Origin of the sequence: Streptomyces sp. NBC_01294 (assembly GCF_035917235.1) — a bacterium.
Lineage (GTDB): Bacteria > Actinomycetota > Actinomycetes > Streptomycetales > Streptomycetaceae > Streptomyces > Streptomyces caledonius.
Map to the genome: position 1 here is coordinate 1,128,486 of NZ_CP108423.1, position 12,522 is coordinate 1,141,007.

Here is a 12,522-nt window from a genome sequence, read left to right on the forward strand (position 1 = left end):
GGTTCACTCCTGGGAGGGGGCCACGAGGAGCACGTCCAGTCTGCGGGGGCCGTGGACGCCTTCCACCCGGTCCAGTTCGATGTCGCTGGTCGCCGAGGGGCCGGAGATCCAGGTCAGCGGGCGGGTCGGGTCGAGGAGCGGCAGGGCCTGCGGGACGGAGTCCACGACCTGGTCGGGGACGCGCACGAGGCAGATGTGGTGGTCGGGGACCAGGGTGATGCGGCGGCGGCCCTGGCTCGGGCCGCCGTCGAGGACGATCGTGCCGGTCTCGGCGATGGCGAGGGCGCAGCCGGTCACCACGGCGTCGACCCGGTCCAGTTCCCGGGGCGACTGGGCCGCGCGGTCGTGTACCACCGTCGTCGACAGGCCCGCCGGCCAGCCGAATCCGAGCTCCGGCGGGATCTGCACCGACCGGGCGTCCGCCAGCAGGCGCCCCAGCACGTCACGCAAGCCGTCCCCGTCCGTGCGGTGGACCCGCGCCCGGTACTCGGTCAGGTTCGCCGCGAGCAGGTCCACCCGCTGCTGCGCGGTGCGCGCGCCGTGTACGTGGAGGTAGTCGCGCGGGATCTCCGCATACGGGTCCGAGCCCGGGTCCGTTCCCGAGCCCGAGCCCGAGCCCGCGCCCGGCCCCGTCGCGGGCACGGCCCGGCGGATGCGGGCCAGGATGCGGTCCTTGCTGCTCACTGCGGGTTCCCCCGTTCTCGGGCCCACCAGTCGCGGAAGGACTCCGCCGGGAGTGAGGGCAGTTCGCGGGTGTCGGTCCAGGCCCGCCCGGCGCCGGGGAGCCTGCGGGGCGCCAGCCGACGGGCCCGGGCCAGCAGCCGCTCCGCGGCGCGCAGGGCGCCCGGGTGGTCCATGAGCAGCCGGGCCGCCCGCATGGCGGCCCGTTCGGCGGTGTGGCGCTGCGCGGGGCGGATCCGTACGCGGATGCCGTCCCGGGTCGCCGGGCCTCCCTGGGCCACCCGTTCGCGCAGGTGGACGAGGACCTCCGGGATGTCGATGGCGACCGGGCAGACCTCGTAGCAGGCTCCGCACAGGGTGGAGGCGTAGGGCAGCGAGGCGTCGATCGCGCTGCCGGTGCCGCGCAGTTGGGGGCTGAGGATGGCGCCGATGGGCCCGGGGTAGACGGAGCCGTAGGCGTGGCCGCCTGCGCGCTCGTAGACCGGGCAGACGTTGAGGCAGGCGGAGCAGCGGATGCAGCGCAGGGCCTGGCGGCCGGTCTCGTCGGCGAGGGTGTCGGTGCGGCCGTTGTCGAGGAGGACGAGGTGGAAGGCGGAGGGGCCGTCGCCGTCCGCCCCTCTCGAAGGGCCCAGCCCGGTCCACATCGTCGTGTACGGGTTCATCCGCTCGGCCGTCGACGAGCGCGGCAGCGTCTGCAGGAAGATCTCCAGGTCGCGGAAGGTCGGGACGACCTTCTCGATGCCCACGACCGAGATCAGGGTGTCGGGCAGGGTCAGGCACATCCGGCCGTTCCCCTCGGACTCGAAGACGACCATCGTGCCGGTCTCGGCGACCATGAAGTTGGCTCCGGACACGGCGACTTTGGCGCGCAGGAACTTCTCGCGCAGGTGCAGGCGCGCCGCCTCGGCGAGGTCCCGCGGGTCGTCGCCGAGCGGGTCGGGCGCCGGGCGGCCCCAGTTCCCCATCTCGGTGCGGAAGATGTCGCGGATCTCGGCCCGGTTGCGGTGGATGGCCGGAACGAGGATGTGGGAGGGGCGGTCGTGGCCGAGCTGCACGATGAGTTCGGCGAGGTCGGTCTCGTACGCGGCGATCCCGGCGGCCTCCAGCGCCTCGTTGAGCCCGATCTCCTGCGTGGCCATGGACTTGACCTTGACGACCTCGCGCTCCCCGGTGGCCCGGACGAGCTCCGTGACGATCCGGTTGGCCTCGTCGGCGTCGGCGGCCCAGTGGACGGTGCCGCCGGCGGCCGTGACGGCCTCCTCCAACTGCAGCAGGTAGCGGTCTAGGTGGCGCAGGGTGTGGTCCTTGACGGCCTTGCCCGCCGCCCGCAGCCGGTCCCAGTCCTCCAGTTCGGCGACCGCCCGGGCCCGTTTGTCGCGGATGGTGTGCGTGGCGTGCCGGAGGTTGGCGCGCAGCACGTCGTCCCGTACGGCGTCGCGGGCCGCGTCGGGAAAGGCGGGGAAAGCGGGCAAGGCGGGGAAGGCGGGCATGCCCAGGTGGGTACGGGTCACGGCAGCGGCTCCTCCTCGGTCGCGGCCAGGATCTCCGCGAGGTGCAGGGTGCGCAGCGGGGCGTCCGCGCGGCGCAGGAGGCCGTCGAGGTGGGCGAGGCAGGAGTTGTCGGCCCCGCACAGCACCTCGGCGCCGGTGGCGGCCGCGGAGGCGATCTTGTCGGCGCCCATGGCGGTCGAGACGTCCGGGTTCTTGACGGCGAAGGTGCCGCCGAAGCCGCAGCACTCCTCGGCGCCCGGCAGCTCGACCAGGTCCAGGCCCTTGACCGCGGCCAGCAGCCGCCGCGGCCGGTCCCCGAGTCCCAGGCCGCGCAGGCCGTGACACGAGGGGTGGTAGGTGACGGTGTGCGGGAAGTACGCGCCCACGTCGGTCACTCCGAGCACGTCGACCAGGAACTCGGTCAGCTCGTACACGCGCGGCGCGAGGTCCTCCGCCAGCGCGGCGAGCTCGCTGCCGCGCCCCTCCCCCACCGCCTTCCGGCCGATGCGCGGGTAGTGCTCGCGGATCATCGCCGCGCAGGACCCGGAGGGCGTGACCACGTAGGCGTGGCCGGCGAAGGCCTCCGCCGTGCGCCGCAGCAGCGGTTCGGTCTCGTACCGGTAGCCCGTGTTGTACTGCGGCTGCCCGCAGCAGCTCTGGCCCGCCGGGAAGTCCACGTCGACGCCGAGCCGCTCCAGGAGACGTACGACGGCGATGCCGGTCCGCGGGTACAGCGCGTCGTTGACGCAGGTGACGAACAGGGCGACGCGCATGACGGGCAGAATAGCCGGGTGAAGAAGTTCTCAGTGATCGGCATCGGCGCGGGCGACCCGGACCACCTGACCCTCCAGGCGGTCAAGGCGATCGGCGCGGCGGACGCATTTCTCATCCTGGAGAAGGGCGAGGAGAAGGCGGATCTGACCGGGCTGCGGCGCGCGATGCTCGACGCGCACGCCCGCCCCGGCCACCGGCTGGTGGAGGGCCGCGACCCTGACCGGGACCGGACCCCCGCCGACTACACCCCGACGGTGGACGGCTGGCGCAGCGCGCGGGCCGCGCTCTTCGAGCGGTTCATCGAAGAGGACCTGGCGGAGGGCGAGACCGGGGCGTTCCTGGTGTGGGGCGACCCCTCGCTCTACGACTCCACGCTCGCGATCCTCGACGAGGTGCTGGAGCGCGGCCGGGTGGCCTTCGAGCACGAGGTCGTGCCCGGCATCAGCAGCATCTCGGCGCTGCTGGCGCGCCACCGGACCAACCTGAACCGGGTCGGGCGCCCGGTCCAGATCACCACCGGGCGCCGGCTGGCCGCGGGCTGGCCGCAGGACGTGGACGACGTGGTGGTGATGCTGGACGCGCGGCACGCCTTCACCGCCCACCTGGACCAGGACCTCTACATCTACTGGGGGGCCTACGTGGGCACCCCGGACGAGATCCTGGTCTCGGGAAAGCTGGCGGAGGTCGCGGGGCGGATCGAGGAGCTGCGCACCGAGGCCCGCGCCCGCAAGGGCTGGATCATGGACACGTACCTGCTCAGGCGCGGCTGACGGCCCTGGCGAGGTAGTCGGGCAGGGCGGCGGCGAGGCGGGCGTACTCCTCGGGCAGGTTGTAGATCTGCCCGCAGACCCGGATGCCGCCGCCGCCCTGCCGGGGCCAGATCAGCACCCGGATGCGCAACTGTGCCGCGAGTTCCTCGCGCAGTGCGCGGGAGCGGTCCGGGGTGTCCGCGACCCCGGGCGGCAGGCGCAGGGTGCGCATGGCGAGGCCGGCGGTGTACGGGAGCGGCGTGAGCCCGCGGATCTCGGCGAGCAGCGCCGCACCGTGGGCGGCGAGGGCGCTGTTGTGGGCCCGGACCTTGGTCGCGTCGAGGCGTTCGAGAAGGTCCAGCCCTTCGGGGGCGGCGAGCCAGCCGGTGTAGTCGGCGGTGGCGCGGTTCTCGATGGACCGCGGGAATCCGTGCTGGTCCTCCCAGGACGGTACGAGTGCCCGGATCCGGTGGCGGTGCTGCGGGGCGACGGCGAGGAGCGCGCTGCCGGAGGGCGCGTACCCCCATTTGTGGAGGTTGCCGAACCAGAAGTCGGCGCCGCCGGCGAGGGGGTCGGCGAGCATGCCGGGCGCGTGGGCGCCGTCGACGACGGTGGTGACCCCGCGTTCCCGCAGGTCGGCGAGGAGCCGGGGGGAGGCGATGAGCCGGGCGGTGGGCGAGCTGATGTGGTCGAGTACGGCCACGCGCGTACGGGGCGTCAGCGCGGCCAGCACCGTCTCCCGTACGGCGTCCTCGTCGGGCAGGTGGGGATCCAGGGCCACGGTGGTGACCGGGGCGCGGCGGGCGGCGGCCGCGACGACGGTGCCGTAGCCGTGGTCGGTGACCAGGATCTCGTCGCCGTCGGCGAGCGGGACGGCGTCGAGGGCGAGGTTGGCGCCTTCGGTGGCGTTGGAGATGAAGGCGATGCCGTCGGGGTCGGCGCCGAGGTGCGCGGCGATCCGGGCGCGGGCCGCGGCGAGGCGGTCCGGGACGGCGAGGAAGAAGGCGTCCGGGTCGGCGTGGGCCTCTTCGCGCAGCGCGGCCTGCGCCTCCTGGACGGGCACGGGGACCGCGCCGAAGGAACCGTGGTTCAGGTGGGCGACGCGGGGGTCGAGGCGGAAGAGTGCGGGCCCGCCGGGAAACTCCGCGGGGTGCGGGTGCCCTGCGGGCGGCTCGGCGGGGAGATCGGGATCGGCAGGGCGTGTCTGCTCGGCCACGGTTCCTCCGGGGATGCGGGGTGGCTGTCGCCCGGATCATCTCCCGGCGCCGCCACAGCCGGAAAGAGCGCCGCCGCGCAGGGCCCCGGGCTCCGCCCGGGCACCTGGGGCTCCGCCCCAGACCCCGCGCCTCAAACGCCGGCGGGGCTGAAATACAGCCCCGCCGGGGCCTACGGCTCGCGGCCGCTCGTCGCCGCGTAGTACTGGAGGTCCTGTACCTCCACCGTGTGGTCCGCCCGGTACGGCAGTTCGACCTTCGCCGTGGCCTTCCCGCCCCGGACGACGTGCGCCGCGCTCGTCCCCGCCTTCAGCGGGAGCAGCTCGGAGTGGATTCCCGCGGGGGCCTCGTGGCTGTCCTGGGCTGATCCGACGGTCGTCCGGACGACCCCGGGTCCGGTGAGGAAGCTGAGCACCTCCACCCTGTCGCGGGGCGGGGCGCTCCCCTTGCGCAGCGACATCACCAGCGACTGGTCGCCCGTCGGATCGGCGTGGGCGAACTGCGTGCGCGCGGAGAGGTACACGGTGTCGCGGACGATCTTCGGCCAGCTGCCCGTCTTGAACTTGGTCAGGTAGTACGAGGTCAGGTCCAGGTAGGCGTGGCCGTTGTGCAGGGAGGGCGCGAACTGGCTGCCCTCCGAGTAGTCGTTCCAGGTGGTCAGCTGCACCCAGTCGGCGCCGTCCTCGATGGCGCGCGTCCAGGTGGCGCGCAGGGTCGCGGTGTTGCCTGCCTCGTCGTAGATGCCCTGGTTGGGGCGGGCGTCCTGGACCGATACGGGCTGCATCCAGATCTTGCCCATGCCGTGGGCCCGCTGGACGTCGCGCGTGGAGCTCTCCTGGCCTACGTAGCTGCGGCTGCCCCATTCGGAGAAGCCGTGGCTGATCGGGGCGAACTCGCCGCTGTGTGCGCCGAAGTCGAGGAAGAGCGGGACGAAGGCGGTGCGGATGCCGTGCTCGGCCTTGAGGATGCCGATGACCTCGGTCCACCAGGCCACGCTCTTCTCCTCCGCCTTGAACGGGGAGACGACGAGCCGGCCGTCGGGGAGCCGGTGTGCGGAGGAGGCGTCGGCGAGCGTGGCGATCGCCCCGGCGAGCACGCCCGGGTCGTCGGTCTTCAGCGAGGTCATGTCCGGCATCAGCATGATCTTGAACGCCGGGTCGACCGAGCGGGCCGCCGCCATCAGCAGGTTGGAGCGGTCCCAGTTCTTGCCGGAGAGGGAGAGGAGGTCGAGGGTGAAGCCGTCGATGCCCGCGGCGCGGGCCGTGCGCACCTCCTGCTGGAGGTTGGCGAACTCCCAGTCGCCGCTCTTCGGCGCCACGGGTAGCGGCCGGTCGCGCAGCAGGCCGCCGTACTTCCCGTGCTTTCCGCTCTCGCCGTCGGGGTTCAGGTAGTTGCGGGTGTAGTAGTCGTTGTCCGCGCCCGCGTTGTCGAGGGACAGCGGGTACGGGGTGAAGTAGTGGGCGAACACCAGCTTCTTGCCCGCTTCGCCGGAGCGCAGGGCGGCCGGCTGGGGCATGTCGAAGGGCAGGGCGCCGGTGGGGCGCTCGGCCCCGGTGTCGGTGGCGCCCTTGGGGTTGCCCTTGGCGGCCGCGCCCTTGGTGGGCGGCGGCGTGGCCGGTGGCGAGGAGGCCGGGCCGGGGGCGTCGCCGGGGCCGGCGGACCACGGGACGTCTGCGGCCGGGGCCGAACGGCTGCCCGCGGCGCCCGCGCTGAGGGGGTCCCAGGCGATGCCGGTGGCCGCGCAGACCCCGACCAGGAAGAAGGCGGAGAGCAGCAGGGCCAGCAGCGGCCTGCCGCCGCGGACGGCGGGCCGGCGCCGGTGGGACACGGGCCCGGCCGCCCGGTCCGTGTGTTCCGTCCGCCGCGCCGCCCGGCGCCGTGCTCGCCGGTCCGTTCGCCGGTCCGCTGTCATCCTGGTCCCTCCCGCGAATATGCCCCGAGTGGGGGCTGCACAGCAGTAGAGCCCATTACCGGCTTCCGGACAACCGTTCCCAGGGGCCGGGCCCCGGGCACGTACGTCACGCGGACCACGGGAACTACGCAGCCCCGTCCGCCCGTGCGCCCCGTCCGGCGGAGTCAGTCGGAGTCAGTCGGAGCGGGGGGCGGCGATGTCGGCGTTCTCCAGGATCCCGATGGCGTCCGGCACGAGGATCGCAGCCGAGTAGTAGGAGCTGACCAGGTAGGACATGACCGACTTCTGGTCGATGCCCATGCAGCGGACGTTGAGGCCCGGTTCGACCTGTTCCGGGATCGCGGCCGGGCGCAGGCCGATGACACCTCCGTTGTCCTCCCCGGTGCGCAGGGCCAGGATCGAGCTGGTGTGGCCGCCCACGACCGGGATCTTGCCGCAGGGCAGCAGCGGGACGCCGCGCCAGGACGGCACCTGCTTGCCGTGGACCTCGACCGTCTGCGGGACGAGGCCGCGCTTGTTGCACTCGCGCAGGAAGGCGGCGACGGCCTTGGGATGCGCGAGGAAGAACGCGGTGCCCCGGCGCATGCTGAGCAGGTCGTCCATGTCGTCGGGGGTGGGCGGGCCGGACCAGGTGCTGATGCGCTGTCCGTAGTCGGCGTTGTGCAGGAGGCCGAACTCCCGGTTGTTGAGCAGTTCGGACTCCTCGCGTTCGCGCATCGCCTCGACGGTCAGGCGCAGTTGCTGCTCGAACTGGTTCATCGGGTCGTTGTAGAGGTCGGCGACCCGCGTGTGGATCTGCAGCACGGTCTGGGCGAGGCTGAGCTCGTACTCGCGCGGCTGCAGTTCGTAGTCGGCGAAGGTGGCGGGCAGCAGGGCCTCGCCCGCGTGCCCGGAGGCGAGTTCGATGTCGGCCTCGCCGCGCCGGTTGACGGGGCGCCGGCCGTTCTCGACGTACTGCTCCAGGTGGGCCCGCAGGCTCGCCGCGCGGCCGAGCACCTCCTGGAAGGAGCTCCAGCGCAGCACCATGACGGTGGCCGCGGTGGTGGCCCGTACGCCGTAGCCCCAGCGCGGGTCGGCCTGGCCGAGGGCGTCGTCGCCGAGCTGGTCGCCGTCGGTGACGACGCCGAGGAGTTCGCTCCCGCCGTACTTGCCCGGCGTCTGCTTCTCGAAGCGGCCGTGGGCGATGACGAACACCTCGGCGACGGGGGCGCCCGCCTCGACGAGGACGTCTCCGGCGCGCAGGTCGCGCGTGACGAAGCGCAGGGCCAGCTCCTCCAGTACGGCGGAGTCGGCGTAGCCCTTGAGGACGGGCAGCTCGGTGAGGGTGGGGGCGAGGATGCGTACGTCGTCCGCGCCGGCCTGGACGAAGGAGACGCGGCCGCGCCCGACGGCGTGGGTCAGCCGGCGGTTGACGCGGTAGGTGCCGGCGCCCAGGTCCACCCAGGGCAGCATGCGCAGCAGCCAGCGCGAGCTGATGCCCTGCATCTGGGGGACGGACTTGGTGGTCGTCGCGAGATTGCGGGCCGCGGCGGTGCTCAGGCTCAGCCGCCGGTCGTCGGCGGGGTCCAGGAGTGGCTGCGCCTCTGCGGTCATGCGGGGTTCCTCCCTGCGTCGGTCCACGCGGAGCGTGCTGCACGCTCACGGTGCGGCGCGGGGCGTCACGTGCGGTAGCCGCGCCGGCCCGGGGGCTGTTGAAAATCGCGGGCGGTTGAAGCCCTGCACGCCTGTGCGAACTCCCGGGTGGGCGCACATCCGTGCAGGCTTTCAACGCCGCCGCATCTTCAACGGGCCGGCGGGCGCCGGGCCTTCCGGGGGCGGGGGCGGCCCCCGCTCCATGGGTGGGTGTGCCGACCCGCAGGAGGAGCCATGGACCGCGCCCCCGCTCACGCTCCGGCCCGCCCCCGGGCGGCCGCCGCCGATCCGGCGGACGTCCTGAGCCGACTGCTCCACGGCCGCAGCGCCCTGGGAACCGCTCCCCCGCGGGCCGCTCCCGTCCCTGCGGGCACGGGCCCTGCGGGCACGGGCGCGGCCGCCGGCACCGGCATCGTCATTCCCCCGCTGTACTGCCCCGACGCCGTCCGGGACGACCCGGCGCTGGCCGACGAGGTGAACGAGGAACTCGTCCGGTGGGCCGCCGGGATCGGGATCTACACGGGCCGCCTGGACATGCTGCGCGCGTGCGGGTTCGGCCGGCTGATGATGCTCGCGCACCCGGACTGCGACTCCGCCGACCGGCTGCTGGCGGCCGCCAAGTGCGGGGTCTCCGAGTGGGCCGTGGACGACCACTGGGTCGACGAGGGGGAGCACGCCGACCCGGGGCTGATCGGCCTGCGCACGGCGCTCGCGCACGCCGTGGTCGACCCGGTGCGGCTGCCGCCGCGCTACGAGCGGCAGTTCGAGGAGCGGGTGGCGGCCGAACCCGTGCTGCGCGCCTTCCGCTCCGCTCTGGAGCACCTCGCCGAGTTCGCCTCCCCCACCCAGGTGACCCGCCTGCGGTACCAGCTGGCCGTGATGTTCGTCGGGTACAACCAGGAGGCCGAGTGGCGGACCTCCGCCCGCAGGCCGTCGGTGTGGGAGTACCTGGTGCACCGGTACGAGAACGGCTTCTTCCCCTGCATGGCCCTGACCGATCCGGTCGGCGGCTACGAGGTCCCCGCGCACGAGTTCGCGGACGCCCGGGTGCGGCGCACGTACATGTACGCGGGCGCGGCCAACTGTCTGCTCAACGACCTGTACTCGATGGCCCGGGAGGACCCGGGCGACACCAACCTCCCCCGTGTGATCGCGGCCGAGGAGCACTGCTCGCTCCAGGAGGCGGTGAACCGCACGGCCGCGATCCACGACGAGGTGATGCACACCGTCGAGGCGGAGTCGGCCGCCCTGGCCGCCCTCGGCTCGCCCGCGCTGGGCCGCTTCCTGGAGGGGATCTGGAACTGGATGGGCGGGTCGAAGGAGTGGCACGCCACGACCCCCCGCTACCACGGCCGACCGAGCGGAGGCACACCTTAGACCCGGCCTCGCCCCCTGCTCTGTCCGGCCGGGGGCGTCTCAGCCGAGCCCGCGGACCCGTTCCAGCAGCGCCCGCGCCGTGCGGTTGCCGCGGACGGGCTGGAGGCGGCCGCGCAGGCGGCGTACGGCGTCGTCCACCCGCGCGGAGTCCAGCTGGGGTACCGCGTCCAGCATCTCGTGCCAGGTGGCACAGGCCCGCTCCACATGGCCTTGGCCCAGGTGGAGTTCGGCGAGCCGCGCGAGGGTGACGGCCCGCGCCCGGCGCTCGCCGGCCGGCCGGTGCCGCAGGGACGTGCCGAGCGCGGTGATCGCACCGCGCGCGTCCCCGAGGGCCGCCAGCGCCTCGGCCTGCTGGTGGGCGAGCGCGGCCGGATGGTAGTCCCCGATGGCCGCGTGCTGGCCGGCCGAGCGCTCCAACAGCCTCTCCGCCTCGCCCAGATGGGTCAGGGCCGCCCGCCGGTCGCCGCAGCCGGCCTCGGCGACCGCCAGCTGCCCGGTGACGAACGCGGCCTGCAGGGAGGGCAGCCGCCCCGCCTCCCGGGCCGCGGCCTCCGCCAGTTCCCACGCCTGTTTGCGGTGGCCCAGGTGGTGGGCCTGGACGCTCATGGCCCGCAGGACGGGCGCCCAGCACTGCGGGTCCCCGGCCTCCTGGCCGAGCCGCAGCCCCGCCCGGTAGTAGGCCTGGGCCGTGCCCTGCTGGTTGCCGTCGAAGCACAGGAAGCCCGCCGTGTACGCGAGCCGCGCGGCGCAGCCCAGCAGCCGGTGGCGTACCGCGGGCGCGGCGTCGGCGCGCAGCCAGGGCGCCACGGTGGTGGCGAGGTAGCGGGTCAGGGCGGGGCGGGCCAGGCCGCTGCCGAACATCATGTCGGCGTTGCGGAAGACCGGCAGCACGGCCTCGGCGGCCTCCACGTGGTCGGCTCCGATCCGGCCGGCCGGCCGGGCGGGAGCCCCGGTCGGAGTCCCGGTCCCGTGCGACGGCGGCCAGCCGGGGGGCCGCCAGGCGGAGGAGTAGACGGGGATCTCGCCCAGCAGGGACTCCGCGTAGGCGGCGGCGTCCCCGGCGCCCGGCCCGCCCACGGCCGCGGGTTGCGGTGCGAGGGCGTCCGCGCCGTGCGGTCCGGGTCCGGGGCGGTCCCGTGCCCGGGCGGCGCCGGCCGGGCGCGCGAGTCCGGTGTCCGCCGGGCTGACCCGCCGCCCGGTCCGGCGGCTGAGCGCCTCGGCGGCGAGGGCGACGACGTGCGCGGGTGGGCGGGTTCCGGCGAGCCAGTGGGAGATCGAGGTCCGGTCGTAACGCAGGGTGAGGCCGGTTTCGGCGGCGACGCCGTTGACGGCACGTGCGAAGTCCTGCCCGCTCCAGCGGGCGTCGGCGAGGAGGGTGCGGAGTCGTCCGTTGGGTTCACGCCTGGCCATCAGAAACTGCCCAGCTCGTACACGTGTCCATCCATTCAACGCGGTCGGACATTCAACACGGAGGGGTGGGGACGGATGTACCGGGTGCGGCCGTCCTGCCCCTAACTAAGACGTGTGCGCCGGGTGGCACACGGTCACACCGCGTGGCCCTGGCGTACGGGAGCACAGCAGACCGCACGGAGCACGCCGCCCCGTCCGGTCACTCCCGCACACCACCCCCCGCCCGGCCCGCTGCCCAGGAGGTGCGTCCATCCATGACCACGTACGTGAAGGACCGGGACGACCACGGCACCACCGCCGTGCTCGGCCGCACCCGGGCGGCGGTGGAACCACTGCTGCGCGCGGCCGTGCGTTCGCTGCCCGGCGGAGTGCGGGCGGTGTCCGAGTACCACCTCGGGTGGCGCGACCACACCGGGGCTCCGGTCGCCGCCGGGGCGGGGAAGGCGATACGGCCGGCGCTGGTGCTGGCCGCGGCGCGGGCGGTCGGCGGCCGCGAGGAGGACGCCCTCGGGGCCGCCGCGGCCACCGAACTCGTCCACAACTTCACGCTGTTGCACGACGACGTCATCGATCGCGATCCGACGCGCCGGCACCGGCCGACCGCCTGGACGGTGTTCGGCGACGCCCGGGCGATCGTCGCGGGCGACGCGATGGCCGCGCTCGCGGTGCGGCTGGTCGCCGACCGGACCGAGGCCGTGGTCCGGTTGTCGGACTGCGTGGTCGAGCTGTGCGAGGGCCAGCACGACGACTGCGCCTTCGAGACCCGGACGGCGGTCGCCCTGGCCGAGGCGATGACCACGGCGGAGGCGAAGACCGGGGCCCTGCTGGGCGCGGCCTGCGCCCTCGGCGGGCTGTACGGGGGCGCTGCGCCGGAGGTCACGGCCGCCCTCGACGCCTTCGGGCGCGGCATCGGGGTCGGTTTCCAGCTGATCGACGACCTGCTCGGGATCTGGGGCGACCCGGAGATCACCGGGAAGCCCGTCGGCGCCGACCTCGCGGCCCGCAAGAAGTCCATGCCGGTGGTCGCCGCCCTGCTGTCGGGAACGGAGGCGGGCGCCGAGCTCGCCGCCCTGTACGCCGGGACCCGCCCGCTCGGCGCGGCCGGGGTCGCCCGCGCGACGGTCCTGGTCGAGCGGGCCGGCGGGCGGGACTGGGCGCAGCGCGAGGCGTGCGTACGGGCGGCCCGGGCGCTGGAATGCCTGGCCGAGGCCGTCCCCGACCCGGCGGCGACCGCCGAGCTGGTGTCGCTGTGCGAGCTGATCACCCGGAGGGACCGCTGACCG

The 12,522-nt window shown here is 74.4% G+C and carries 10 protein-coding genes; 3 read left to right on the plus strand and 7 right to left on the minus strand.

Going from position 1 to position 12,522, the window contains the following annotated elements; all coding sequences use genetic code 11:
- Positions 1–3: 3 nt before the first annotated feature.
- The 3 genes from OG534_RS05280 to OG534_RS05290 are packed head-to-tail and all read right to left on the minus strand — an operon-like array spanning position 4 to position 2,944.
- Positions 4–684, minus strand: coding sequence for a LutC/YkgG family protein (locus tag OG534_RS05280; protein WP_326586902.1), 681 nt, complete (start codon positions 682–684; stop codon positions 4–6).
- On the minus strand, positions 681–2,171 hold the full coding sequence (locus OG534_RS05285) for a lactate utilization protein B (RefSeq protein ID WP_326593469.1): 1,491 nt from the start codon (positions 2,169–2,171) through the stop codon (positions 681–683). The genes OG534_RS05280 and OG534_RS05285 overlap by 4 nt, the downstream gene beginning before the upstream one ends.
- A 17-nt stretch (positions 2,172–2,188) precedes the next feature.
- A complete protein-coding gene (locus OG534_RS05290) occupies positions 2,189–2,944 on the minus strand; it encodes a (Fe-S)-binding protein (protein WP_326586903.1) in 756 nt (251 codons plus the stop codon).
- 18 nt (positions 2,945–2,962) lie between these two features.
- Here OG534_RS05290 and cobF point away from each other — a divergent pair, with 18 nt between their 5' ends.
- Complete coding sequence (cobF, locus tag OG534_RS05295) at positions 2,963–3,715, plus strand: precorrin-6A synthase (deacetylating) (protein ID WP_326586904.1); 753 nt, start codon at positions 2,963–2,965, stop codon at positions 3,713–3,715.
- On the opposite strand, the gene OG534_RS05300 is transcribed toward cobF, so the two are convergent.
- The 3 genes from OG534_RS05300 to OG534_RS05310 form a co-directional block, all read right to left on the minus strand.
- Positions 3,702–4,910 carry an aminotransferase class V-fold PLP-dependent enzyme gene (locus OG534_RS05300; protein ID WP_326586905.1) on the minus strand — a complete coding sequence of 403 codons (1,209 nt, stop codon included), beginning with the start codon at positions 4,908–4,910 and terminating at the stop codon, positions 3,702–3,704. The two genes, cobF and OG534_RS05300, sit on opposite strands and share 14 nt — an antisense overlap.
- A 170-nt stretch (positions 4,911–5,080) precedes the next feature.
- The gene (locus tag OG534_RS05305; protein ID WP_326586906.1) at positions 5,081–6,736 is read right to left on the minus strand and encodes a glycoside hydrolase family 71 protein; all 1,656 of its coding nucleotides are present in this window, start codon (positions 6,734–6,736) and stop codon (positions 5,081–5,083) included.
- A 258-nt stretch (positions 6,737–6,994) separates the two neighbouring features.
- Positions 6,995–8,413: a family 2B encapsulin nanocompartment shell protein gene (locus tag OG534_RS05310; RefSeq protein ID WP_326586907.1), complete on the minus strand. Its 1,419-nt coding sequence runs from the start codon at positions 8,411–8,413 to the stop codon at positions 6,995–6,997.
- A 273-nt stretch (positions 8,414–8,686) separates the two neighbouring features.
- On the opposite strand from OG534_RS05310, the gene OG534_RS05315 reads away from it, so the two are divergent.
- A complete protein-coding gene (locus OG534_RS05315) occupies positions 8,687–9,829 on the plus strand; it encodes a family 2 encapsulin nanocompartment cargo protein terpene cyclase (protein ID WP_326586908.1) in 1,143 nt (380 codons plus the stop codon).
- Positions 9,830–9,868: 39 nt separating this feature from the next.
- On the opposite strand, the gene OG534_RS05320 is transcribed toward OG534_RS05315, so the two are convergent.
- Positions 9,869–11,239 carry a tetratricopeptide repeat protein gene (locus tag OG534_RS05320; protein WP_326586909.1) on the minus strand — a complete coding sequence of 457 codons (1,371 nt, stop codon included), beginning with the start codon at positions 11,237–11,239 and terminating at the stop codon, positions 9,869–9,871.
- A gap of 254 nt (positions 11,240–11,493) precedes the next feature.
- Between OG534_RS05320 and OG534_RS05325 the strand changes: the two genes are divergently transcribed.
- Complete coding sequence (locus OG534_RS05325; protein WP_326586910.1) at positions 11,494–12,519, plus strand: polyprenyl synthetase family protein; 1,026 nt, start codon at positions 11,494–11,496, stop codon at positions 12,517–12,519.
- The last annotated feature ends 3 nt before the right edge of the window (positions 12,520–12,522 follow it).